The sequence below is a fragment of the Prevotella merdae genome (assembly GCF_900290275.1).
Lineage (GTDB): Bacteria > Bacteroidota > Bacteroidia > Bacteroidales > Bacteroidaceae > Prevotella > Prevotella merdae.
Genome location: NZ_LT985324.1, coordinates 840224 through 865496 on the forward strand (window position 1 = coordinate 840224; position 25273 = coordinate 865496).

Below are 25273 nucleotides of genomic sequence, written 5' to 3' on the forward strand. Positions count from 1 at the left end.
TTGCTGTTTTATTAATTAGTCCGTCTGTAATGAATTCCATGTCGGGTTAGACCTATATCAAAGTAAAGGTTAAAAGCGTGAAAACCATTGGTAATATCGCACTTTTTTCGTATCTTTGCATTGTTATATAGAGGATATTCTACGAGAAGAACATCACCCGAATTTTTGCAGCCTGCCTTATCACTTGTCGAACTTTCGTCGGCAAAATTATAAGGAAAAAGAAAGATAAATTCGCAAAATGTAAACTATTTGTACCTACATACCTACTATTTAACACTTTCTATGCGACATAATGATACTTGTCGATAGTAAAGCAATAAAAAGAGTTCTTTAAAATAATAGTTCAAAATCTAAACGTCTGTCTGCTTTCAGTATGTATGTAGGCACGTAAGTAGGTAAAATGTGTGACACTTGTGTGACACTTTGAAAAAAACTACTTTGACGTTTGTTTTGTAGAAGATAAAAATTTCCGTCTAAAGCCCTGTAATGATGTGATTTACATAGGATTACAACGGCGTTAGAATTTGGATTCCAAGCGGATCACTTGGATTCCAACGGAATCACAACGAAAAAATGCTTCAAATTTGATTAATACCGATAAATGCTTATCTAACAAGCATTTATCGGTGTTTTATTTTGCATATCATTGATAATTAATAAGTTAAGTCTGCATACCTTATTTATAAACAAGTTTACGTCACAAAGGTCAGGTATACTTGCATTTATCGGCTTTCTTGCACCTTTAAAAACTTTTTTTGATAAAAATTTACTAATGTATTATCAAATCGTCTAAAATGTATTACCAAATACGTGTATTACGGAAACATTACATACATTTTATAATTTATATACATTATGGCAATTTTAAGATTTAATATTATTTATGACAGAAAACACGCTACAAAGAGCGGAAAGCAAGGTTATGTTGAAGTTCGTTTTTGTATGAATCGCCAACAGAAGTATTTTTCTACAGGCATTAAGGTGTTTGCAGACGAATGGGATTATCAGGAATGTAAGGTTATTCGCCATCCCGACAGAATGGAATTAAACCAATGTCTGACTGCAATCAGGGCCAAAGCTTATAAGATTGTAAACAAAGCCTATGATGACGAGGATGGCTTTGACTTTAACCTACTTACTCGTATGTTCCGGGGTGAACCTGCCAAGAAAATAGATTTCCCTACCTATTGTGAGCAGCGTACAGCAGCACGTTGTGTCTCAGAAAGTACAAGGACTCGTTATCGTGTCTTTACTCGCTTCTTGCGCTCATGGGGTAAGATAATCTCTTTCTCAGACCTTACCGTAGCCAAGATTCGTGCCATGGATGAATACTTGCATACTCGCAAGATGGGATTGGCTACTATATACAACTACCACAAGTCTCTTAAACTTTTCATCAACGATGCAGTAATAGACAATCTTGTGCAAGACAATCCGTATCGTCGTCTTAGCTTCAAAATACCTCGCGGCGATAAACATTACGTCGATTGCCTCACCATTGAACAATTCGAGTCTATTCGTTCACTCGCTGTTACCAATCCTCACCTCGCTAAGGTACGCGACCTCTTTCTATTCCAATGTTACACCGGTTTGGCCTATTCCGACCTTATGGCATTTGATTTCTGCAAATGCAACCTTATAGACGGAAAGTTCTTCTATCACAACCGCCGTGTTAAGACCGATGTCGACTTTGTTCTCCAACTCCTTCCCCAGGTAGTGGAGATACTAAATAAGTACAACAACAAGCTGCCTCAGATTAGCAACCAGAAGTACAACGACTTTCTTAAGGTTATAGGCTCAATGGTAGGTGTTGATAACCTTCACAGCCATATGGGACGAGCTACAGCTGCCACCATGTTTCTCTCCAAGGGTATGCCTATCAATGTTATCTCCAAAATTCTCGGGCATACTAATCTTCGTCAGACTCAACGCTATGCACGCACTCTCAGCCGTGACGTTCGTTCTGCTTTTGATGCTCTAGAGGATAAAATCTAATATGATTGGGTAGTGGCTTTATAGTCGCTACCTTATTTTATTTCTTCTTTCACGTAGTCAACGGCACGGTTTATATAATCTACAAAAGGTTTGGTGGTTTTGAACAGTTCGGCCACACGCTGAGCAAGATTATCTTCAAGCAAGAAGTTGTCGTCGGTTTTGACAGTCAAACAATAGGCTTTCATTCGCATCCAATCTGCGTATGGCGCATTCGGGTCGTATTCTCTTGGTATGCGCTTTAGTGCTCCTTCCATGTCAGGAACAAACAGGCTGTCGGCTTTCCCTAATATGCTGGTGCTGAATGTTTCCCATTCGTCGCTAATATCTTCACGCAATATCTTGACAGTCTTATTGTCGTAGCAATAGTTGCCTGAAGCAAGCATGTGGGCATGTGGATATTCTTGGCCATTGCCTGTTCCGATATGGAAATAATATCCTGCATGCATTGACTTCTTACCCCCTTTTGCCATGAACACTCCGAAATGAGTTTTGTATGGTGACTTGTCCTTGCTGAATCTTGTGTCGCGGTAAATGCGATACGTACAGTCTTTGATTGTCAGAGGAGCGATGTCTGCATCAAAACGTCCGATTTCAGTAATGAGGCTTTCGCAGAATGCGTTCCATTTCTTTAATACCTTTTGGTATCGCTCTTTATTTGTGTTAAACCATACGCGATTGTTGTTCTTTTCTAAATCGCGAAGGAAATTCAGTATTTCTTTCATGATGTATGTGTTTTTATTATTCCGTTTCTACTCTTCATGTGTGCAAAGATAGTGTAAAACGAAGACAATACAAAATTCTTGTTTGTTTAGATGAAAGAAAGTGCTTATCTTTGCAGTAGTTTTATGAAGACAAACAGCAATGGAGTAAACAATATGAACGAAAAATATCAGTTTCTTACCCATGCGCCAGTCCATCGAGTGATAGGCGCAATGGCTATTCCTACAATCATATCTATGTTGTTGACCAGTGTGTATAATCTGGTCGACACTTTTTTTGTTGGGCAGATAGACACGCAGTCAACAGCAGCCGTAGGTATAGTGTTCAGCGTGATGTTCTTCATACAGGCGTTCTCTTTCTTCTTCGGCAATGGCTCGGGCAACTATATCTCCCGACAGCTTGGTGCTCAGAATACGGAGGATGCAGAGACGATGGCAAGTACGGGGCTCTTTTACACATTGGTGTTTTCCGTCGGGATAATGCTGACAGGCTTACTTTTCCTTGAACCTATCAGCATTCTTCTGGGCAGTACACCCACCATTCTGCCTTATACATGTCAGTATCTGGGCATCAGTCTACTGGGCACGCCTTTTATCATGGGTACTTTCTGTATCAACAACCAGATGCGATTTCAGGGATTTGCCAAGTATTCGGTATATGGGGTGGTAGGCGGCTCTATCATCAATTGTCTGCTGGATCCGCTCTTCATCTTCGGCTTCTCCATGGGCGTTCGCGGAGCGGCATTGGCATCTGTTATAGGTCAGTTTTGTGGATTTGTAATTCTGCTTATTATGAGTAGAAAGGAGGGCGTGATTCATTACAGTCATCGCAAGATTTCCTTTGAGGTAAGATTTGTGAAGGAAATAATCGCCGGAGGAACACCCTCCATCTCTCGCCAGGGACTTGCAAGTATTAGCAGCATCGCTCTGAACAGCGTTGCCGGTAACTATGGCGATGCTGCCATTGCTGCGATGAGTGTCGTTACGCGTATAGGCATGTTTATTTTTAGCGTCATTATTGGCTTAGGTCAGGGATTTCAACCTATGTGCGGCTTCTGCTACGGTGCCAAACTCTATGATAGGGTAAAGGAAGGATTTTGGTTTAGTACAAAGATTGGTACAGTATTTCTTTTGTTCTGGTCTGTGGTTCTAATCATCTTCAGCGAGGAGGCTGTAGCTTTGTTCCGTAACGACCCGGACGTGATAGCTATAGGTATTAAAGCGTTGCGTTACCAGATGATAGTATTCCCTGCATGTAGTTTTATGATGATGGCAAACATGATGATGCAGACGTGCAGAAATACAATACGTGCCAACATACTTGCAGCTTCGCGTCAGGGATTGTTTTTCATCCCTCTCATCATCATCCTTCCTCATTATTTCGGGTTGTTGGGAGTGGAGATTTGCCAGGCTGTGAGCGATATTATCTCTCTTGTTGTGACCATTCCGATTGTGTGGACAGCTTTAAGGGAGATGAATATGGCATAGGCTTCACAATGCGGATTCCATATTTATAAACCAGTAATGATCGGCACGTTTAGGCTGCTTGTTTGTTATGAGAATCATGTAAAAAGTAGGTCAACGACGTGTAGTAAGAACTGTATGATGAAGATGATTCGTGACCGTAAAACAAAAATGCGCCCGCACAATACGGACGCATTTCCATAGAGATAGAGCTCTATCTTTCCACCTTGAATATGGCGGCACTTATGCCAGAAGCTTTAATCACATCAGTCTTTTTTCCTGATTTATACACAACCTTTCCTGTGGAAAGAACAGAAACAGCCTTACCACCAACGGAGCTGATATTGAGAGAGGCTGCCTTGGCACCAGGATTCACGACAACAACATACTTCTCCTCACCCAAAGTGCGCTCATATACCATCGGATATTCCTGACCCTTCTGGTTCAGAAGCTTCCAATCTCCCTCATTGTCAAGAGCCTTTGCAGAATGACGCAAAGCGGTCAGCTTACGGGTATATGACAACAGAGAATTCTGATCACCCTGCTGAGCCTCAACGGTCAACTTTCCGTTTTCCGTATCTACAGGGAAGTAGAGCTTATCAGGTGCACTAGTAGAGAAGCCGGCATTCTTGCCCTTGGTCCACTGCATCGGAGTACGGGTACCCGAACGCTCATTGCTACCCTCCTTGTTAGGGAGATTCATCTGATACTTCATACCAATCTCATCACCATAATAGATAAACGGAACACCTGGCATGGTGAGGAAGAAAGTCATCGCCACCTTCAATTGGTCTGGCGTATTGCGGGTACCGATGTTAGGGCGCTGGTAATCGTGGTTGGCAGATGGAACAGCGATGTAGCCGAGATTCTTGGTGGCATTGAATGCCTTGGTATAGTTCTCGCTAAACTCCTTGAGCGAACCCTTTCCCTGCCTGTCGAAATAGCAGTTCTGGTAACTCTGCTCCCACTTGCCCCATGGAGTCTTGCGGTCGAAGAACAGAGAGGCATATCCCTTGAGACCGAAATGGATGTAGAAATCGATGTTGAAGCCGGCAGGAATGGCTTGCTGCGGATTAGCCCACTCTGAAATCAAGACGGTCTCTGGATAATACTTATCCTTCCAGGCACGCATCTCATTCCAAAGCTTGGAAACCTCCTTCTTGTCAGGGTCGTTCTTGACAAGCGATGACGCCATATCTACACGGAAGCCATCCACACCCTTATCAAACCAGAAAGCCATAATGTTACGTATTTCCCTGCGGACAGCCTGTGGTCCTGGAGCATCTACGCCCTGCTCCCAAGGATGATTTGGATCTGGATGAGCAAAACCATAGTTCAAGGCAGGCTGGCACTCGAAGAAATTCTTCTCATAATACTTGGCACGAGGAGCATTAGCCTCCACATATCTTCCTCGGGTACTAGACTCCGGACTTGCCTCCTGATGACGGGCTTCTATTTCTTTCTTCTCACTCTCAGGGATATCATTCATCCAGATATAATAATCACTGTAACGCTGGTTAGGATCTTTCTCGGAAGACTCCTTAAACCAGGAACACTTGGTGCTGGAATGTCCTGCCACCAGGTCGAGACAAACCTTGATCCCACGCTTATGGGCCTCATTGACCAAAGTAACCAAATCGGTATTGGTACCGAATCGAGGATCCACCTTGTAGAAATCGATGACATCATAGCCCCCATCAAACCATCCCGACTCAAAGATCGGATTGAGCCAGAGGGCGTTCACACCCAGAGACTTGATGTAATCCAACTTGGAAGTGATACCAGGCAGGTCGCCTATACCATTGCCATCAGTATCCATATAGGAAGATGGATAAATCTGATAGAAAAGTGCATCACTCAACCAAGCCGGTCCCTTCTTCTGTTCTGCCTGAACAGAAAGTGTGGTTGCCGCCAAGGCAGCAACCAACAACATTTTATTCATTCTTTTCATGAGCATTATTATTAATTCAAGAAAAATTTCTTTCATAACAACTTAAAATCCTGCATTTTATTGTGCAAGTTGGCATTTTTGCGATTACAAATTTAATAGTTTTTTTTCAAGATCTCCTAACCTTATTAATAAAATAGTGGAACAAAAACGACAAAAAACGCAATAACCACCTCATTATCAAACAATTTTCTTCTTTAACAGAAAAAACAATCCACATTTTCACCCTTCATCCTATGTGGGTCATTGCCCATATCATTCCTTACATATATTAAGCCCTTATTCCTCCCCATTCAGGCATTCGCCCGTCTCATAACTCTTCGTCATATCCTTTAAGATACCAATCATCTCCTGCCTCAGACTCTCGGGTTTCAGTACGATGATATTTCTGCCATGCCATAACAGTTCCTGAAGGAAATCACGGCTGGGACGAATGGTGAGGGTATATTCCCGATACATTCCATCTTTCGACTCCTTTACTTTTTGCTGACTCTCGTGCAGCGGAACCTCCTCGATGTAGTTGTATTCCGGATAGAAGGCACGGATGCGGATTTTCTCCACGGGCACATCTTCCATCCGATAGATGCCAAAGCAATCTTCATAAAAATTCTCTGGAGTCAGGAACTTCTTCATTATTGCCGACAACGGATGCTTCTCGCAAATAAGCTTAAGGAAACTGATGCGGTCGAAAGGAAGACAGCGAACGAGCTTCTTCTCATCAACCTCAGCACTTGAATTGGCTTTCCCTTCTGACGCCGAACGTTGTTTCTTCACTCTTCGTTCTTCACTCTTCACTCCAATCACGTACCACCGTTGTTTGAAGTATCTCACGAAAGCCGGTTGCAGCACGATATCGCTCTCTGCCCCGAACCCCGAAACATACTTAAACTTCAGCAGATATTGCTTATCTATCGCTGCAAGAATATCATCCAGATATTCCGTGTTGTATGGCGGCGTATCGAGCATCACCTTATTGTGAAATTTCAGCATATCACCAAGCGAAGCCAACCGCAAGGAACTCAGCATCCATTCCGTCACATCGTCATTTTCCACGGGGTCACGCTTCAGATAATACCGATAGCCGTCGCTCTTGTTGCATTTCACAGTAATGCCAAACTGCGACTGGATATTATCACGATAACGATGGAAGGTACGCTTGTCTAGCACATCATTATTCTGATTAGCACGGGCCTCCTTCCATTCATCAGCAATCTCCTCAAAGGTAAGATGCTTACAATCCAAGTGGCCAATCAGCCAACTATAGAATTTTACACGATTGTCCATTGCACGTTCTTTGCTTATTACTTCAAAAATCTTTGTAAATGTTACTGCTCATATTTTAGAACAATGAAACTATCCAATCCCAAACCATGGTTCCCAAACTGATGGCCCACGAAATTACCACATAAATCAACCAGCAAAGCACGACAATGAACACAGCCGTCCAGAATGCCTTCTTATTCACCTTATTGATAATCTCCTTATCATCCTCGATATACCCGGTAACCAATCTCAGGTTCTCTACATACGAACGCTTGAATACATCCAGCACGTCACCAATATAGAAAGGTATGGCTCCAATCAGCACATCCATCAAGATATTATAGATGACAGCCAAAGTCAGCGGAATAGACTTAACCACGCAAAGACTGTAATAGATGAATGGGAATGCAAACACGCTCGTCAAAGCATCACCGATACCGACAGGAAGGATGAAGCCAAGAATAGGATCCAGGAAATACTTGTCCATATACTTCGCCGTACCTACCATCAGACGATATGATGGCATGTTCATCATCTTCTCACGTTTTGCAGCTTTTTTATCAGCCCTCGACTGTTCTTTCTTCAGTTCAAAAGCCAAATCTGCACGAAGATACGTCTTGTCCTCCTTGCAGAGCTCATCAGCAATCGTCTTGATGTTCTTGTATATTTCTAATTTGTCCATAGTAATAATATTTAGAGTATACGTTATTCTAAGAATGGTATCTTCATCCAGCGTTTGGAATTGTTTATCTGTGGAAACGCAAATCCCGATTTATATTCCCTTATCCACTTCTCGAAAGCCTCATCCGATGGCTTTCCTAAAGCCGGGTACAATGCGTTCTGTTTCACTTCAATCTGAATGGGCTTTTCCTTGCGATAGTCCTTCAATGTATCTTCCTGCACAAGGTAGCGACCATTGTCCCAAAAGATTGAAGCCCTGTAGCTTCTGTCTTTGGTGTATTCTCGCATCCACTCTCTGCCGCCACTGAGCGATTTCATATACCAATACCTCGTATAGGCCCAAGTGAACCTTTTCGGTTGAGCCGCTCCATGAATAAAGTCACGGTATACTGCTATCGGCATGTTTACGACCCAACACACTAATACCGTATCGCCATTGGCCATCAAGGTCATGTCCTTCAACATCTCTTGTTCGGTCATCTTCTCCGATTTCCGCCAAAGCAGCTGCTTCTCGCGGTATTCCAACTTGGCAGCCTCCTTCTTCTTGTGGCAATAGCCATTTGAGCTAAAGAAGAACCCATAACCCGATATTACCACCAACACGGCACTCAATACCAATGCCCCTCTACATACTCTTTTCTTGATATTCTTTTCCATAATTTCTATCTTTTATTTGTTATTACTCCCAAAACACTTACATATCAATCATATCATCATTGACATGGTAAGTATCTTCACTAAAGCTTTTCTCGCACGTAATGGCTGTTCTGCAAACAAAGTTGTTCATTCTCACAATATCTGGAATACTGTAAGGCAAAGAAGAATGCAAAGCAAGTAGTGCTGGACATATCTTGATCTTTTCAAAAGCTGGAGTAAAGAGTACACTTTTATCCCAACTAGTGACCTCAGATGGCAAATCCTCCGCAGCCCAACCTTTATCTGCAAGAGCATCCAATATCAGTTTTTTCTTCATCAAGTTATTGTCAAACAGATTTATCTGTTCACCAAGAGTGTAAATCAGCCGATGTATGAAAGGAAAAGCCGAACCATAGACATCATCGTCTTCCAAAGCCAATACCGCCTGACAAGAATCAGCCTTATATTCTAAGACATACTCCCCATATTGCAAATAGTCATTCGCCTTAAAAGATGAAGAATTCTTAACAGCATTCCACATCTCAGTACCTTGCTTCAAACATTCGCCCATCAGTATTGCCAACTTATCACTTTGGTAAGAGACACGTTCCACGTAATCCTTGCTTGGCTCACCCATCATCTGATCCATCAGATAACGTCGAGCTACAAGAAGCGAATATAGCGCAAGCTTATCCTTATCACTTATCCTAACTGTAATATCTTCTTCCTCGAAGAAACCAATCTCTTCAGCAATATGCTTGATTTTCCGTTCTATCAAAGCTAATGCATCTTGTTTTTCAGAAAGTGATGTATTAGGATTACTTACAAAATCGTACAAAGCATCTTCCGCCAAATCGCTCTCATGGTCATCCTCCTCACAAAGTTGTCTTACTAATATGCTCACTAAATCTATCTTGCTCATAATTTATCCTTCTAAGTGTTCTACAAAAAACTCAAAACCTTATGCTTTACTGCGAGTATTCTCACTTAAAAAGCGAGAATACTCCACGTACAACGGAAGAACCAGCAAGGCCACCTGCAACTCCACCGACAAGTCCACCTATAACTGTTCCAACTCCAGGACAAACAAAAGTTCCTAACGCTGCGCCAAAGGTTCCACCAGCATAGCCTGCACCAATTCCGGCTGCATTACTTGTTGTGTTTTCGGCAAACTCGCCAGCCGACATCTTTCCCTTACACATTTTCACAGCATCAGGTATCGTCTGTGCTGCCAGCATGATTCCACCTGTTATCATGTTAGTTCGCATACCCTTAGCGATTACATTCTTCGCAGCCTGTCCAACGACTTCCTTGCCAACTAACGCCGAAGCCGTCTTCTCGACAACAGTCTTTCCGACTTGAGTTGTTGTTGCAACATCAAGTATGGTCCTGGCAGAGCTTGTTGCAGCAGCTGCCATGGATCGACCAACTGTTGTACGGAGTAACTGTTGCGTTCCAACACCTACAACCAAAGAAGTTCCTCCAGACTTGGCCATTTGCACAGACGCTGTTTTGAGTGCTTCACCATGACTTTTACCACTACGGATAGCATTAGTATATCCAAGCACAAAGGAAAAGCCACAGGTGATAGAACAAGAAACCGATTGTGTCTTTACATCAAACTTAACAGAATCCAAAGTTCCAGCTTTGGCAATGTTCACCGCTTGATTGTAGGTACAATTGCCCTTAATGACTATATCTTTTGCCACTGCTGGGTCTGTTATACCTGGAACTTGACCAGAACGAATCTTATCAGCCATCAATCGAACACATTCATCGTACTGCTCCTTTGGAACTTCAAGTTTCATTCCACCATAGCGATACGAGCCATCAGAAAAAGCAGCCCCTATAGTTTTAGATGGGGAAGAACAATACTTCGTCTGAATTTCGATACCATTGCTAATGCGATCTGCACCGTTAAGGCAGTTGTCACGACCAACCTGTTCTACTTTCTTTCCAGAAAGACGGTCTGCCATTGCATTAGCATCTTCTGCAGCCCAGCCATGTCCTTGCTTGTTACGGTACTTTGGGTACTGCATGTAGTTGTTTGTTGACTGAGCGCTACAAGTTGCTGACGCGCTATTGATTACTGTTTTGTCGTTTACTTTTTTCATGTCTTTGATTTTTTAAAGATTCTTCAAAATGTCACATAACTCACTTACCATCTTTTGCATGCTTCTACACAAACATCGTCTGTATAGAAGCGATGCAAAATGAGGGCATTAAAAGAATGCGTGTCCTCGCAACCAAGATGGGATTGTCTTAGAACAAACAAGTCCAATTCCTCCGATTACAGGAGTTGCAGGTGCAAGCATTGCTGCTACTGCAAGACAAGAACTAGCCAACGCTACAGCTCTCAACACATTCTTACCATTGATGACACTTTCTTTTCTGTTGTTCTGTTTCATAACTTGTTGTTTTTTGTGTCAGCTGCAAACAAGTATTATTACCTGTCATTCGCCAACGGGTTAATGAAATTAAAAAATAATAATAAATAATATACACAACGCATCATGTGTTAGACAACATCAAATGTCAAATCATGTCCACCATTCTGAATATATCTCCAATATGTCAAAGACCTTTGCACTCCCTATGTTTGGAATTGCGCTGCAAAGATGGGCAAACTTTTCAAAACTAGCAAGAAAAAATGAAAAAGAATTGGTTCCAAGAAGAAAGGAACCAATTCTTATAGCCTATTTCTGTTTTTTATATAAATCTGCAAGTGCTTCTACTCTTCTTTTGAACTTTTCTCGAACATTCTGTGGAGAAACTATTTCTAGACCTGCTCCCATTTGCAAGATGCGCCCTACAAATTCGTCATTCACTTCGACTTGAACAGAAAACTCTCCATATGTACCATCCATATACTCACCAAAAGGTATTTCTACTTTTTGACTAAGATGTATTTTTTTTGTCTCCGTAAGCATAAACATATAATGATTGTGGGCCCGTACATGCACATTTACTACTTCGGCATTATTGGGATGAGTAACTCCAACTATATTTTTGAAATAATTTTCATAATAATGAGCCTGTGGTTCCACATAAGTTACCCCAGACGAGATTTCTCTTGGTCGAGCAACAATACGGTCGAGAGCAATATGATGCCGCCATACCTTTCCCTCATGATTTATTGTATGACCCAACAAATACCACCTACCATTGAATTCTTTTAAATAATGAGGAGAGACTATCAAAGACAGTTCTTCCTTAATACTATCAGTATAATGTATATAACAGATAGCAAGAACTTGCTTCCTTTTTATTGCCTCATAAAGAAATGGAAGCAACTCTATATTGGTGAGATTTCTATCTTCACTTGCTTCTAATATCTGTTGACCTCTATTCTGCGTATCTTTAATCTCCAGTAAATCCAGACTATCTTTAAAGAAATAATCCAACCATGTAATTGGAAAGAAGCCAGCTGAGTCTTGACAGAATTGCCAATACGTTTTCAAATCACGGATAACCCTACCATAATTGTACAAGTCGGACAAGGGATCGTCTATATTGCCTTTATATCGAAAACGTTGATTGCGATTGTTACCTTCTACCTCAATGCTGTCTTTACCCACTTTTTCAGTAACAAGTTTCTTTATCTCGCCGAAAGCTTTTTTAAGCTCTCCATAGTGCTCTTCTTTCGATGGATTCTCGCATGGTTCTCCAAGATGATAGTCACTCATTATCTCTGCAAGAGTAACCCACTCACGACTCATGAGCCGCTTGTAGATTACCCGTGCAAAAATCGCTTTATAACTATCTCCATTAAAAATATTGCCTTTTACTTGACGCATTTCACCACCTATTTTAATTACCACCAGTCACGGACACGTTCTATCGCATCCTTTCCAAACACTCGAATATCACAATATACCTCATCCATGTCTAAAGAGGTAACAGGTTCCCAGTCGCCAGTATATTTACCATTCTCTTTCTTATGTTTCAATACTATACAAAAGTCAGGTTTTCCATAATTCTGCAAATACATGGGCAACAAATAGTTATACGATCTTTGTTTTTTATAAAACATAACTGGTAAATTATGAATTTTCGACTCGTCTAACATTAGTTGCATCGTTTCTAACATTATTTCTTGATAATACTTAAAACTATTAACCGTACTATCCTCTGCAGATTTTTTTATGCAATCCTCAATCCATTTTTTTCTATTTTCATATATGGCTTGGGGGTTTGAAACTTCATACGACTTATTGAAGAAACTTTTTACAAAATCTGTTGGAAGGTTGTCTATGCCATCTCTTAATATATGCAGCCAACTGTTTCCTTTTAATGTGTCTTCAAATTCTTTTAACACATCAATAATTTCTGATTTCTTACATAAATCTATTTTTTTATTATTTTCTTCTAATACACCTTTGATAACATCTTCTTTCAATATCTCATCAAAAGATTCTTTTTGTTTAATCCGATCTAGTATTTCTGAAATCTTATCTATTTTCGCTCTATGTTCTTTTATTATTGAGTTTGCTGTTTTAGGATCCATTATTTTTGGTGGTTTTATTGCATTTATACACAAAGACTCTTCACCAACCAACTCATTTTCAAATGAATCTCTATGGTTAATCTGCATTAATGCATTTTTTACATCAGAACTAGCTGTTTCAAAGATATCCTTTCTTGTCATAACAGAAAAACCTTCCGTAGGATTACCAACAAAATACAATCCGTTCTTTAATCCATTATATGTATCAGAAGTATATAAACCTGTAAAAAAAATCTTCAAATCACTATCATCATCTTCACAAATATTTATTGATGAATCACCTAATTGTTCAGAACTCCTCTTACCTATAAAGGTACATAACTCATATGTAGCATTCACATAATTACGCAACAATTTATGCGTCCATTGTCTATGAGGATCTCTCTCTACTTTTTGAAGTAGTGTATGAAATAGGCGTATGACATATGAATTATTTTTTATTCCCAAGTAATCTTTTTCAAAAATAGTTAGTTTCATTACTGTTAACTTAAAAAAATTCGACAATAACTTCATGCCAATATCTCCAAGAGAAACCAACAGAAGGATGAGCAACAGATAAAACACTTATAGATTGTTTGGCGTTTATCCTATAAATCCAAGAATTTCCACCTATAATAGGCATGTATTTACCTTCCTTTCCATTAGGTAAATTCTCAAAAAGCCTACGTCCCCAAACTATAATATAATCAGGTTGATATAGCTTTAAAATGGCAAAGAAGGGAGTCTTCGCTTCCTCATAATCTTCCGAATCACCTGACATTCGTGTTCCTCGCAATGGACGTTGGAGATAATTATAGAACATTAAATGGTTCCAAATGTTTTTACTATCTTCAAATTTTGTGACTGTATTAGACAATGCACGTTCAAACTTAACGAAGGTTCTCATCCAACTATACCGTTCTTCAGAATTTAAATAGCAATCCAGAACTTTTCTTGTAAACGATGATAGTTCTTCGTCACTTAAATCTTCATCACAATAGTGGCTTTCTCCAAGAACTAACACTCTCTTTCCCGGTTTTTCTTTCGTCCCAAGCACAAGCTCGCCATTATCGTTAAAGGATATGCCGTACCAATACTGGTCGCCCACAAAAGGTAGGAATTTAACACCTTTCCCTTGCAACTCCTTATCTATCTGTTCGTCTTTAATCATATCTTATATATGTTGTTTATTTAGTAATGTTAGTTTATAACATACAGAGATTATTACCTCTGTCAATTGCAAAGATATAACATTTTGTCGGTCTAACAAAATATTATATCCTTATATTAATGCCATACAAATGTGTAGCACCAATAGTCTGTCAGATTGATGAAAGCAGACGTTTTATCACTCTATACCAATAACTCCAGGAATATCCACCAGAAGGATGGTATACAGCTACGACCTTCACTCGCTTGCCATTGCGTAAGAGATAATATCCTGTAGCTGCATGGTAACCATCGACTACTATGTCGTCACCATCCTGCCATCGTTCGTTTGGCATATTGTTCCATAGTCGCTTACCCCAAACAATAATACATTCAGGCTCGTTCTCATTAATGACATCAAAGAAAGCATTAGCTGCCTGTTTGTATTGCGCTGACGTACCAGCCTTACGAGGACCTGTCATCGCCACTTGCAGATAGTTATAGAACATAACAGAATCCCATATCTTCCGTCTCAACGCCCAATCGGTCTTCTCTCCAACAAGCGACCGTTCGAACTTCACGAAAGTACGCATCCATTTCTGGCGCTCCTTACTCTCATCGAGAAAGTCGCAGAGGACATTCTGAGTAAAATTGGCGCACTGCTTATATAGACGGCAGTTGCCGCAGTCGCAGCAACCTCCGTCACAATAGTGGCTCTCGCCCAATATCATTGTTCGCTTACCGAACAAGCCTCCATTGGCATAATCCTTACCAATATAAGGCATGAAGAAAATGTTGTTTTCCATCGTTGAGTCTGTTTTAGGAAAGATTTACTTTCAATCGAATAATGAGAATATACCACGTACAACTGACGATCCAGCAATGCCACCTACTATACCGCCTACCATGCCACCGACAACAGTACCTACACCAGGAAGTAACGCTGTACCAACAGCAGCACCGAATGTTCCTCCGGCATAACCACCACCTATACCTGCGGCATTGTTGGTTGTGTTCTCCACAAACTCACCTGCCGACATCTTGCCATTGCATAGTTTCACAGCATCAGGTATGGTTTGTGCAGCCATCATAATGCCGCCAGTAACCATGTTGGTACGCATTCCCTTAGCCAATACATTCTTAGCTGCTTGTCCCACAACCTCCTTACCAACAAGAGCAGAGGCTGCCTTTCCACTACTTGTTGACCCACTTGCGTCTTACAAGTCGCATCAATTATGGTTCGAGCGGAATGTGTAGCGGTAGCAGCTATGGAACGGCCTACTGTTGTACGCAACAACTGTTGAGTACCTACTCCCACAGCTAATGAGGTAGCACCCGACTTCACCATTTGCGTAGAAGCACACTTCAATGCTTCAGCATGACTCTTGCCACTACGCAAAGCATTGGCATACCCTAAAGCGAAAGAAAAGCCACATGTGATGGAACACGACACAGATTGTGTCTTTAAGTCAAACTTGACAGAATCCAACGTACCAGCCTTGGCTATATTAACAGCTTGGTCATAGGTACAGTTTCCCCTAACTACAATGTCTTTCGCCATTGCAGGGTCGCTTACACCAGGAACTTCACCGGAACGTATCTTATCTGCCATCAGCCGAACGCACTCATCGTATTGTTCCTTGGGTACCTCCAGCTTCATCTTTCCATAACGATATGACCCGTCGGAGAAAGCTGCACCAATAGTCTTTGATGGAGATGCACAATACTTCGTCTGAATCTCTATGCCGTTACTGATACGGTCTGCACCGTTCAGGCTGTTGTCACGGCCTACTTGATCCACCCTTTTTCCAGAAAGGCGGTCAGCCATAGCATTGGCATCTTCTGCAGCCCATCCATGTCCCTGCTTGTTGCGGTAACACGGATACTGCATATAGTTGTTAGTAGACTGTGCGCTGCTGGTAGCAGATGCGCGGTTAATCACTGTATTGATGTTGTTCTTTGCCATATATATAATGTATTGAGTTATTCAAGTATTCAAGATGAAAAATCTATCTACATAGCTTCCATACAAGCATACACATGCATAGAAGCCATGCAAGATGACTTAGAAGAAAATGTGACCTCTTAGCAATGACGGAATAGTCTTGGTACAGACTATACCAATGCCTCCGAGCGCCGGAACTGCTGGGACAAGTACGCTAGCTACTGCTGCGCAAGCACAGGCTACATGCACGGCTGTCATCACATTCTCACTGTTAACTACACTCTGTTTTCTCTTGTTCTTTCTCATGAGTTGTTGGTTTTGTGTCAGCTTAAGCATGTATATATACCCACTCATTGCCAACGGGTTAGAAAAAATTAATTAAATATAAATAGTAGAACCCAACGTTTCATGTATCCATACAACACAGATGTCGTTAATGTCAGCCATTCTGAATATCCTCAATATGTCAAAGAACTCTACAGTCTGTTACGACTGGATTTCTGATGCAAAATTACTCATTTATCCTTTAATGACCAAACATTCGAACAATAATATTGGTACCAGTTAAAGATATTTTCGGCACCATTCACAACAACCATATAACAAAAGACTTGCCTATATATTATTTCAGTAGCAATAATTCGAAGTTGAAATCGATTTGATAGTACGATAGCTCACTGGTGTCCATAATTGACATGACCCCAGTGAGCTATTATATTTCTCTTTAGAACAGTGAACCAATCCAGTGGCCAAATGATATAGCCCAAGAGATGACAAATAGTGTCATAACTAAGAAAAAAAGTATTTGTAGCAGATTTTCTTAATAATCGTAAGAAAAAACCAATATTAGAATCAGATTTAAGAATTATAGGTATAGCAACTAAGTAAGTAGCTTTCATTCAACAAGTTAACTATCTTATTTCGTTTTCGAAGTTATACTTCGAGCAATCTATGCTTTCTATCAAACGTATCTATGCTTTCTGGCAAACGTATTTTTGCTTGCTTTCAAATGTCGATATGATTGCAAGCAAATATAATTTAAATGTATTTTACTTTTCATACAGTCTGCCTTCCATGATTGGCGATTCTCACGATAATGTTCGCTCACGATCTTCAAGCCCAACACTTCTGTATAGAACTGCTTTGATTGCTCATAGTCAGAGCAAATCACGGCTACATGATGTATTTTGTTTAGTTTCATATATTTTATTTGATATATTCTCTTACGAAATGCGGATTGTTTGCATCGCCTAATTGTGGAGCGTATTCAAAGCCTTCGTAGCTGAAAGCGGAGAGCTCTTCGGGAGTGACGAGGCGGTTGTTAAGAATGAAGCGTACCATTGCTCCGCGGCACGACTTTGCCCAAACAGCTTGCATCTTCAGTCTGCCGTCTTTTTGGAGCACATAGAAGAGAGGCTGAATGACCGTCACCTCCTTACAAACCCTCTTCCAGTCGAACAGATGTTCATATTCCTCCGTGGATAGATGCAGGAGGATGCCGTCGTCTGCCTTCACGCTATCTATTAGCACATCCGTCAGCCGGTCTTTCCAGAACTGATTAATGGGCTTGTCGTTTGTGGCTTCTATCGTGACGCAATGCTCCATACGATAGGGCACAATGCCGTCCATAGGGCGAAGCAGACCATAGAGGAAACACGTTATCCAGAGATGCTTCTGGGCATACTCCAATGCCTCGTCGCTCAAGGTGTCGGCACGCAGATGCTTATATGCCTGCCCATTGTAGGCAAGCAGGGCAGGCATCTTCTCGGTTGCCATAAAGTTTTGATAGCGTTTCCAGTTCTCTGCCGCTATCTTCTGGCTGCAATCAAGCTGTCGGGCCAAATCGTCCACGTCCATTCTTGCCATTTCCGCAGCCAAGGTGTCTGCCACGGTCTGGAAGAGTGGGGTGGAGATGGGCTTTCTGTTCGTCTTGCCGAACATTATCTTGGCGTTTGCTAATAATATCTGCATGATTAGAAAATGATGACCTTTTTCTTAAGATTCTTTCATAATAGAAGTTAAGCCAAATGCTTATATTACCTTTATTGCAGTTTATAATCCTTTGTACTTAAATATCTTGACCATATCCTTGTCGCCACCCACGAGTTGACTGCATCGGTTCAGCATTCCGGTGTCTGAGAAACCGCATTTCTCCATGACCTTTCCAGATGCAGGATTTCCGGTGAAGTGGTCTGCCCAGATGTTTTCGAAATGCTTTACTTGGATGCAGTAGTCAAGCATCAGCTTCAAGGCTTCGGTGCAGATTCCCTTGTTCCAATAAGGCTTTCCTACCCAGTAGCCCACCTCGCAATCGTTTTCTCCGATAGGGATGTTGCTGGTTTCATGGGTGTAGTAGCCGATGCAGCCGATAGCCTCGCCTGTCTCTTTCAAAACAATTGCCCATGTCGTGTCATTATGGAAGTATGTCCGGATAATCTCCAGACTTTCTTCTACAGACTTATGTGCAGGCCATCCAGCACGAGGTCCTACGTCAGGGTCGGAGGCGTACTTGAAGAGCGCCTCTGCATCCGATTCTTGCCAATGGCGAAGTAAAATTCTTTCTGTTTCCATCAGATTATATCAATGGTTGCAGTTATTTACTATGTGCGCTTACCCCAGCCAATCAGTAAAGATAAGTATACATTCGTGCACCTTCTCAAAGAATTTCCCTATCCGGCGCTTGATGCCCTTCCAATATATCCCATTCTTTTTAATGCTCATATACTTAGTTATTTATTTTGTTATCAATTCTTATGAAATACGCCATCAGCGCAATATATCTGCAAAAATACAAAAAAATATTCAGAAATGTGATTATAGGGATGGATATGTAGAAGTGTCTTGTGTCATAATTATTTTATCTTTCACTTCGTGACACGTTTTCTCGCCATGGCAGAGTTCAAATAAATTTGACTCTGCTCATTTGGCTTAACGAAAACCTTCAATGTCCGCAGATATTCCTTCTGCTCGGGCGTGATTCTGTAGCTCTCGATGGCCTTTTGGATGGTTTTGTTGTGCGTCCATGGAGCAAGGCGGCGTTGCTCAATGTAGGGAATCGCCTGGTCCCATTGCTTGGCAAGGGCGGTAGCGAAGAACCAGGCTACCATCATCTTTACGTAATACTCTTCGCTCCTTACAGAGGCTGGAATTTCAAGATATTCTGCCTTGAAGTCTTTATCCAGATAATGCGACATGAGCATTCCTATTCCAAAGCGACAAGTATAGACGTGTGATGATTTACTCCAAGTCTTGATCTTCGCCAACAGCTCCTCCTTGTGTTTGGCAAATACCTTCGGAGACATGATGTCGCAAACCGCCCAGTTGTCCACGAATGGCAGGAAGCGGTCTGTCAGACGGATGCATTCCTCGTAGTCCTTCACCTCGGAAATGAGTAGACCGTGAAGCATATTCTCATCGTAGTATTCGTGAGGAAGCAGCTGAAGGAATTCCTCGCATTCTGTCTCCTTTGTAAACTCTTTTGCGAACTTGCGAAGCACGGGCACACGAATGCCTATGAAACTCTCCACAGGCACTCCCGGTGTCAGTTTGGCCTGGAAAGCAGCATACTGCTTATCCTGCATGGCGAACAGCCGTTCTTGAAGTGAAGTCATACGTTCTTTGCTTTATAATGCAACATAGAAGGAGTAATTGCCTCTTTATTCTGTAGGTTTCACCACAGCTCTCCATTCCATAAACTGCTTGGTGGTTTCTCCGCTATGATGATCGAGGAAAAGACTGTGGGTGGTGTCGAGCGCAGCAATCGCCTGCATGTCCTCAGCATCAAGTTCGAAGTCGAAGAGGTTCAGATTCTCCTGCATTCGTTCCTTATGAACAGTCTTTGGGATGATGATTACGTCGCTTTGTAGCAGCCAGCGCAAGGCTACCTGTGCGGCAGTCTTGCCGTATTTCTCGCCAATCTGGGTGAGGGTAGGGTTGGTGAACAGTCCGTTCTGTCCTTCTGCCAAAGGAGCCCATGCCATGAGCTTGGTGCCAAACTCATCCATGAATTTTCGGGTCTCGTGCTGCTGGTTGAACACGTGTGTCTCCATCTGATTAACCATCGGTGCAATCTCCATGTTGGAAGCCAGGTCTATAAGATGATCAGGGAAGAAGTTGCTCACTCCGATGGCACGAACCTTTCCTGCCTTGTAAGCTTTTTCCAAGTCACGATAGGCACCATAGCGGTCGCAGTAAGGCTGGTGGAGGAGCATCAGGTCGATGTAGTCGGTCTGCAGTTTGCGCAGACTCTCATCGATGCTCTTCATAGTCTGTCCGTCGCCATAGTTGGAAGGCCAGACTTTGGAAACGAGGAAAATCTCATCACGATTCACACCGCTCTTCTTCCATGCGTTGCCCACGGCTTCCTCGTTGAGATAAGCCTGTGCCGTATCTATCATCCGATAGCCCACGCTGAGAGCATCCAGCACGCAACGCTCACACTCATCAGGTTCCACCTGATAAACACCATATCCCAGTTGCGGCATTTCCACGCCATTGCTTAACTTTATCTTCTTCATATTTGTAAAATCTTATAGTTGTTATTTTATCTTGTTATATTCCTCATCGCTCACAGCCTCCTGCCACTCGTTGGATGTGTTCTCGCCAGGTATTTCAAAGGCGAGGTGGGCAAATATGCTTTATTATATCTACGCTGTTTTGCGATACTCGCTTGGAGTCTTCCCTGTCTGAGCCTTGAAAAAGCGGACGAAGTGCTGAGGATATTCAAAGCCGAGGCGCTGGCTGACTTGCGTAATGGTTAAGGTTTCATCTACAAGTAGTTGGCGGGCTGCAGAAAGCAGTCGGTCGTTGATCAGACTCTTTGCGGTTCTGCCTGTCTCTGTCTTGACTAATTCACCGAAATATTTGGTAGAATAGCAGCATTTGTCGGCAAAGTAGGCTACGGTAGGCAGACCTTCATGCTCCGCCTTCTGGGCAATGTATTCATCGAGCAGAGTGATGAACTTCTTTACCACCGAATGATTAATCTCCTCGCGTGTGATAAACTGACGGTCGTAGAAGCGCAGACAATAGTTCAGCAGCAACTCGATGTTTGAAACGATGAGTTCACGCGAATGCTTGTCTATAGGATGCTGCAATTCCTGCTTAATCATTGTGAGCACATCACGGAAGATGTTTACCTCGGCAGCAGATAGATGTAGTGCTTCGTTGCTTGTATAGTCGAAGAACTCATAGCGTGAGATGTTCTTGCCAAGCTGGGTGCGGTTGAGCAAGTCGGGATGGAAAGCCAATACCGTATATTTGGCAAACGGAACACCTGGAATGGGTTCAACCTTAATCGACTGTCCCGGAGCAAATGAGGTTACGGTCATCTCGTCAAAATCATATTCTGTTCTGCCGTATGACAATTTGCATCCCTTGTTTTCCTTCAGAAAGAGGGCGTAAAGTCCGTAGTGATGCACAGCCTCCTGTATAGGAGAGGCATTCTCCACACGCACAGCACTTACTAAGGGATGAAGCGTTTTTACCCCTATGTAGTCGTTGAACTCCTGTATCGTATTAAAGAATAATTCCTTCATAATCCTATGCTTTAACATTTCTTGGGTGCAAAGATAATGCAAATGAGCGCAATGAAAGCTTGCTTTCAAATTGCCGAGTGCAGCTTATCTTCTGCAAAGATACGCACATTCTCCTAATGAGCTTATACCTGGTTTTCGGAAGATGTTACCATTATCGGAGATTTATTCCATTCTGCCATATTTCATTTCTACGCCTTCCTTATCATATTGCTTGCGCTTGCCGGTTGGCGGCTCAGTAAGTGTGATGCGAACAACAGCCGTGCGCGATAGGGAACGGGCGATGCTCTGGTCGAAAGCATCCATGTGGTGAGGAAGGAAACGCTCACAGATTAGTCGGAGACCATGAATTTTCTCTGCTTCATCTGTCACGATTTCTGCCTTGCCGAATGCAATGGCTGATTTGAATTGCAGGGTGAAACTGCCGTCCTTCGGACCAATCGTAGGCGCACAACGGGTTACGGCTGAAAGGCTGACCTCTGGATGAGCCTTGATTGCCTCCAACTTCTTGCCTTCCAAGGCACCATGAAAATACCAGTTCACATCATCATCTGATGCAAGTGAAAGAGGTAAACCGTAAGGTTTGCCGTCTTCGTCAATGAAACTTACTGTTACATATGGAGCCTTGTGCATTACTTCCAATGCCCATTGGCTATCCATTGCTCTTGATTTCTTTCTCATTTTTATCCAATTAATTTAATGATCTGTTTATCCGTAGCATCGGGCAGGATTTCTTTCAGATGTTCGAAAATCCTCTGATAAGACTCTTCGGGAGTGCGGTTGCATTGGCAAGACTCCCTGCCATAGAGATCTTCGGGAGTATTGAGCAGCGACCAGCCCCAGCCATATTCATGATTATGCTTGTCACGAGGATAGATGAAATCCTCGGTCACGATATAAGTCGCCATTTCCAGTCGGGTGAGATAACCGTCAAATTTGCTTCTCATTCCCTTACCCGTAAAACCGCAGGCTGCCCGAAGTTCTCTTGTGATGAGACTGCCAGATGATTGAAGCGTACTGAGAATGGCTCCTTCTATCGATTCATCATCTGGGCGAGGGAACTTGCTTCTTCTGTAGTTGCAGAAATCCGGCCACCATTCCTGGCTGATAAATCCCGCTTTCTTGTTGAAGAACTTTCCGTACAAACACGGCATTTCCTGCACAATTTCGCCTTTCCATTTCCATAGCGGCCAGTCCCAGCCGCCTTCAGGAAGTCTTACGTAACCGCAGTCTTCCGCCACGATGTCTTCGGCAGAGAATCCTTCAATGCCACTATCAAGGAGAGGGAGGAAGCCGATCTTCTGAATCAGCTCCATCATGCCTGTTGCTGAATATATTTCTGGAAAATTCATAAGCTTCGTTCTTTATATTTTTATCAATTCATTTAGTTTATCCTCTCTGATAATCTTCGGCTGAGCCTTGCCAGCGAGAATTAGAATCTTCTTGCCGTTACGATAAATATGAAGCTGTCGTGAGCGAACCACGGCTGTCAGCTCCTCATCATTCTGCATGTCTTTCCAGATAGGATAATATATTCCCCCAGGTTCAAACAACTTCTTTTGAAGATGCGAACAGAGGTTTGTTGTATCAATAGTTATTGCCATATTTTCTTCAAACTATTAGTTTTCAAAGATTTATGTGCAAATACGCCATCAGCGCAATCTGTATCAGCAGAATGGCAGGAATGCCGTATTTGAATTTCTTGTGCATCGTCTTATGGTGCCAGACTTTCATTCCCATCCATGCCCCGATGCTTCCTCCAAGTACAGCCAGCAACAAAAGCGTGGCTTCGGAAATGCGCCACTTGGCTTTCTTCGCCTTGTATTTGTCAATGCCATACATGATGAATGTAACTGCATTGATGGCAAGGAGATAGTAGGCGAGGCAACTATGTAATGTGTTCATTCTTGTTCCTTTCTTGAAAACTCCATCAACATTTTCTGGGCAAGGGGAGCGTACCATGTCTTCACCTCTTGCTCTGTAGGCGTATGACCGCCTGGGAAATGGAAGGCTTGGTTGTAATGCTCCAGGAAGAGAGGGGAGAAGTGAGCCAGAGTGTCCTGCTCACCAAAAAGTCCCCACACACGATCCTTATAATATGGGTTGCAATGGTCAAACTGCACGGCTTCCAACTCCGCAAACTCCTCAATCAGCGCCTCATCTATAACCAATCGTTGATTGCCGTCTCTTCTTGGTGCCTTATATTCATGCTCGCCGATGCGTTCCTTCAGAAACTCCGTCATCATGAAATACGGATTGCCCAGCAAGGCTGGGATGCCAACTGTAGGAGCAAGCATTTGGGCAAGGAAAGCTCCGCAACTGTTGCCCAAAAGCAAGTCGGGTTGTTCTTTGTCTATAATAGAACGTATTTCATTCAACGCCTTCTTGGGATGCAATGGCAAGTCGGGAGTCAGCACTATCGCCGTCCCCTCGAATGCCTCTATCAATGCCCTCGCCATCGGACAACTACCCGTGGCGAAGAATCCGTGTAGGAATAATATCTTCTTCATGCTCTAATCTTAGTTTCACCTTACTTCTTCGCGACTCGGCCATTCAAGCGAGCTTGATGGTTCTCGCTCCTCCGTCGGTTAAATCTCTTGTTTTGCTTTCAACTACAAAGATACAAACTAAATTCAGAAATGGATTAATATTATAAAGAGTATGAAACTTAAAATATCATAAAGTATGATTATAGTGTCGTGAAAACAAAAAGGATGGCAAGGTGTTAATAATGCCTCCCATTGCACCCATCCAACCGCCACCAACGGCAACATTGACAGAATAGAATGGTACTGTGTAGGTAACACGAACCTTATTGTCGTTTATATCACACTTCTTTGGTTTTGCCTTCAGCAGGGATTACCTGAGTATAGGTGATGGCATTGTTCTTATCCAATGTCAACTGGGTACCGAGATTGGTTGCTGCATCAACCCATTTCTCTCCATACTTTTCTTTTGCGTACTTTTCCAACTCTTCTGCTCGCAGAATTTGAGCATTGACAGCACTGCATACAAACAATGCAGCAAGTGCAACTAAAATAATCTTTTTCATTTTCTATATCTTTATAATATAATAATGTGAATAATCCATTTTCAGAAGCTGACTACCAACCACAATTACCGTCATAGCCCCCATCATTCTCGATGCCTTCATACTCATCACGATCACAATAACTACTATCATGATAGTCTTCATAAGAACAATCATGGTCGCAGCAGCAATCGTCATAACCATCTTCATAGCCACGAGCATAGTTTTCATGGTCTGAGGTTGTATTATTACCAGCGTTGCGATGCGCTTTCTTTTGGCTGTTAGAAACGCCGCTTGAAAATAAAAAATCGAATAGTCCCATACCTTTTTCTATTAATGTTTAACTTCTGGTGCAAAGGTATGAATTGATTGTGCAGTCTATCTGCACAATCAAAAGAATGTGCAAAAATGAAAGAAAAAAA

General features: G+C 42.2%; 30 protein-coding genes and 1 pseudogene. 2 read left to right on the plus strand and 29 right to left on the minus strand.

What is annotated here, in order from left to right:
* The first annotated feature begins 855 nt into the window (after positions 1 to 855).
* Entirely contained in the window at positions 856 to 1995 is a 1140-nt protein-coding gene (locus C9991_RS10050) for a site-specific integrase (protein ID WP_106812389.1), read from the plus strand.
* Positions 1996 to 2027: 32 nt separating this feature from the next.
* Here C9991_RS10050 and C9991_RS10055 read toward each other — a convergent pair whose 3' ends face one another.
* Positions 2028 to 2717: a DUF2461 domain-containing protein gene (locus C9991_RS10055; protein ID WP_106812390.1), complete on the minus strand. Its 690-nt coding sequence runs from the start codon at positions 2715 to 2717 to the stop codon at positions 2028 to 2030.
* 153 nt (positions 2718 to 2870) lie between these two features.
* Here C9991_RS10055 and C9991_RS10060 point away from each other — a divergent pair, with 153 nt between their 5' ends.
* Positions 2871 to 4202: an MATE family efflux transporter gene (locus C9991_RS10060; RefSeq protein WP_106812807.1), complete on the plus strand. Its 1332-nt coding sequence runs from the start codon at positions 2871 to 2873 to the stop codon at positions 4200 to 4202.
* Positions 4203 to 4392: 190 nt separating this feature from the next.
* On the opposite strand, the gene C9991_RS10065 is transcribed toward C9991_RS10060, so the two are convergent.
* From C9991_RS10065 to C9991_RS16885, 28 genes and pseudogenes are all read right to left on the minus strand, one after another.
* Positions 4393 to 6120 carry an alpha-amylase family glycosyl hydrolase gene (locus tag C9991_RS10065; RefSeq protein WP_106812391.1) on the minus strand — a complete coding sequence of 576 codons (1728 nt, stop codon included), beginning with the start codon at positions 6118 to 6120 and terminating at the stop codon, positions 4393 to 4395.
* Positions 6121 to 6405: 285 nt separating this feature from the next.
* Positions 6406 to 7410: a WYL domain-containing protein gene (locus tag C9991_RS10070; RefSeq protein WP_106812392.1), complete on the minus strand. Its 1005-nt coding sequence runs from the start codon at positions 7408 to 7410 to the stop codon at positions 6406 to 6408.
* Positions 7411 to 7465: 55 nt separating this feature from the next.
* On the minus strand, positions 7466 to 8071 hold the full coding sequence (locus C9991_RS10075; protein ID WP_232823304.1) for a DUF4112 domain-containing protein: 606 nt from the start codon (positions 8069 to 8071) through the stop codon (positions 7466 to 7468).
* A gap of 23 nt (positions 8072 to 8094) precedes the next feature.
* On the minus strand, positions 8095 to 8727 hold the full coding sequence (locus tag C9991_RS10080; protein ID WP_106812393.1) for a hypothetical protein: 633 nt from the start codon (positions 8725 to 8727) through the stop codon (positions 8095 to 8097).
* A gap of 37 nt (positions 8728 to 8764) precedes the next feature.
* Positions 8765 to 9628, minus strand: a complete 864-nt coding sequence (locus tag C9991_RS10085; protein WP_106812394.1) for a hypothetical protein — start codon at positions 9626 to 9628, stop codon at positions 8765 to 8767.
* Between the two features lie 61 nt (positions 9629 to 9689).
* Positions 9690 to 10820: a YeeR family protein gene (locus C9991_RS10090; RefSeq protein ID WP_106812395.1), complete on the minus strand. Its 1131-nt coding sequence runs from the start codon at positions 10818 to 10820 to the stop codon at positions 9690 to 9692.
* 108 nt (positions 10821 to 10928) lie between these two features.
* Positions 10929 to 11114, minus strand: a complete 186-nt coding sequence (locus C9991_RS10095; RefSeq protein ID WP_106812396.1) for a hypothetical protein — start codon at positions 11112 to 11114, stop codon at positions 10929 to 10931.
* A 288-nt stretch (positions 11115 to 11402) separates the two neighbouring features.
* The gene (locus C9991_RS10100; protein ID WP_106812809.1) at positions 11403 to 12503 is read right to left on the minus strand and encodes a helix-turn-helix transcriptional regulator; all 1101 of its coding nucleotides are present in this window, start codon (positions 12501 to 12503) and stop codon (positions 11403 to 11405) included.
* Positions 12504 to 12520: 17 nt separating this feature from the next.
* Positions 12521 to 13690, minus strand: a complete 1170-nt coding sequence (locus C9991_RS10105; RefSeq protein ID WP_106812397.1) for a hypothetical protein — start codon at positions 13688 to 13690, stop codon at positions 12521 to 12523.
* A gap of 10 nt (positions 13691 to 13700) precedes the next feature.
* On the minus strand, positions 13701 to 14363 hold the full coding sequence (locus C9991_RS10110; RefSeq protein ID WP_106812398.1) for a hypothetical protein: 663 nt from the start codon (positions 14361 to 14363) through the stop codon (positions 13701 to 13703).
* A gap of 151 nt (positions 14364 to 14514) precedes the next feature.
* Positions 14515 to 15147 (minus strand): hypothetical protein, encoded by a 633-nt coding sequence (locus C9991_RS10115; protein WP_106812399.1) that lies wholly within the window; start codon positions 15145 to 15147, stop codon positions 14515 to 14517.
* A gap of 30 nt (positions 15148 to 15177) precedes the next feature.
* A complete protein-coding gene (locus C9991_RS10120) occupies positions 15178 to 15498 on the minus strand; it encodes a glycine zipper domain-containing protein (RefSeq protein ID WP_157949439.1) in 321 nt (106 codons plus the stop codon).
* On the minus strand, positions 15429 to 16307 hold the full coding sequence (locus tag C9991_RS10125) for a YeeR family protein (protein ID WP_106812401.1): 879 nt from the start codon (positions 16305 to 16307) through the stop codon (positions 15429 to 15431). The genes C9991_RS10120 and C9991_RS10125 overlap by 70 nt, the downstream gene beginning before the upstream one ends.
* 99 nt (positions 16308 to 16406) lie before the next feature.
* Positions 16407 to 16640 (minus strand): hypothetical protein, encoded by a 234-nt coding sequence (locus tag C9991_RS10130; RefSeq protein ID WP_157949440.1) that lies wholly within the window; start codon positions 16638 to 16640, stop codon positions 16407 to 16409.
* A 607-nt stretch (positions 16641 to 17247) separates the two neighbouring features.
* Positions 17248 to 17487: a VOC family protein gene (locus C9991_RS10135; protein WP_106812403.1), complete on the minus strand. Its 240-nt coding sequence runs from the start codon at positions 17485 to 17487 to the stop codon at positions 17248 to 17250.
* A gap of 5 nt (positions 17488 to 17492) precedes the next feature.
* Positions 17493 to 18257, minus strand: coding sequence for a YaaA family protein (locus C9991_RS10140; RefSeq protein ID WP_106812404.1), 765 nt, complete (start codon positions 18255 to 18257; stop codon positions 17493 to 17495).
* Positions 18258 to 18338: 81 nt separating this feature from the next.
* Positions 18339 to 18857 carry a GNAT family N-acetyltransferase gene (locus C9991_RS10145; protein ID WP_106812405.1) on the minus strand — a complete coding sequence of 173 codons (519 nt, stop codon included), beginning with the start codon at positions 18855 to 18857 and terminating at the stop codon, positions 18339 to 18341.
* Positions 18858 to 19150: 293 nt separating this feature from the next.
* A complete protein-coding gene (locus C9991_RS10150; RefSeq protein ID WP_232823305.1) occupies positions 19151 to 19897 on the minus strand; it encodes a DNA alkylation repair protein in 747 nt (248 codons plus the stop codon).
* A gap of 45 nt (positions 19898 to 19942) precedes the next feature.
* Complete coding sequence (locus C9991_RS10155) at positions 19943 to 20803, minus strand: aldo/keto reductase (protein ID WP_106812406.1); 861 nt, start codon at positions 20801 to 20803, stop codon at positions 19943 to 19945.
* A 21-nt stretch (positions 20804 to 20824) separates the two neighbouring features.
* Positions 20825 to 20923: pseudogene (locus C9991_RS17085) on the minus strand (carboxymuconolactone decarboxylase family protein); the annotation flags it as partial.
* A gap of 9 nt (positions 20924 to 20932) precedes the next feature.
* Positions 20933 to 21823, minus strand: a complete 891-nt coding sequence (locus C9991_RS10165; RefSeq protein ID WP_106812407.1) for a helix-turn-helix domain-containing protein — start codon at positions 21821 to 21823, stop codon at positions 20933 to 20935.
* A 162-nt stretch (positions 21824 to 21985) separates the two neighbouring features.
* Positions 21986 to 22501, minus strand: coding sequence for a pyridoxamine 5'-phosphate oxidase family protein (locus tag C9991_RS10170; RefSeq protein WP_106812408.1), 516 nt, complete (start codon positions 22499 to 22501; stop codon positions 21986 to 21988).
* Positions 22502 to 22503: 2 nt separating this feature from the next.
* Positions 22504 to 23172 carry an AlkZ-related protein gene (locus C9991_RS10175; protein WP_106812409.1) on the minus strand — a complete coding sequence of 223 codons (669 nt, stop codon included), beginning with the start codon at positions 23170 to 23172 and terminating at the stop codon, positions 22504 to 22506.
* A 12-nt stretch (positions 23173 to 23184) separates the two neighbouring features.
* The gene (locus tag C9991_RS10180) at positions 23185 to 23418 is read right to left on the minus strand and encodes a hypothetical protein (RefSeq protein ID WP_106812810.1); all 234 of its coding nucleotides are present in this window, start codon (positions 23416 to 23418) and stop codon (positions 23185 to 23187) included.
* Positions 23419 to 23446: 28 nt separating this feature from the next.
* A complete protein-coding gene (locus C9991_RS10185) occupies positions 23447 to 23725 on the minus strand; it encodes a DUF1294 domain-containing protein (protein ID WP_106812410.1) in 279 nt (92 codons plus the stop codon).
* Positions 23722 to 24330, minus strand: a complete 609-nt coding sequence (locus tag C9991_RS10190) for a YqiA/YcfP family alpha/beta fold hydrolase (protein WP_106812411.1) — start codon at positions 24328 to 24330, stop codon at positions 23722 to 23724. The genes C9991_RS10185 and C9991_RS10190 overlap by 4 nt, the downstream gene beginning before the upstream one ends.
* A gap of 317 nt (positions 24331 to 24647) precedes the next feature.
* Positions 24648 to 24872: a hypothetical protein gene (locus C9991_RS10195; RefSeq protein WP_106812412.1), complete on the minus strand. Its 225-nt coding sequence runs from the start codon at positions 24870 to 24872 to the stop codon at positions 24648 to 24650.
* A gap of 52 nt (positions 24873 to 24924) precedes the next feature.
* The gene (locus C9991_RS16885) at positions 24925 to 25173 is read right to left on the minus strand and encodes a hypothetical protein (RefSeq protein ID WP_198643784.1); all 249 of its coding nucleotides are present in this window, start codon (positions 25171 to 25173) and stop codon (positions 24925 to 24927) included.
* Positions 25174 to 25273 lie beyond the last annotated feature (100 nt).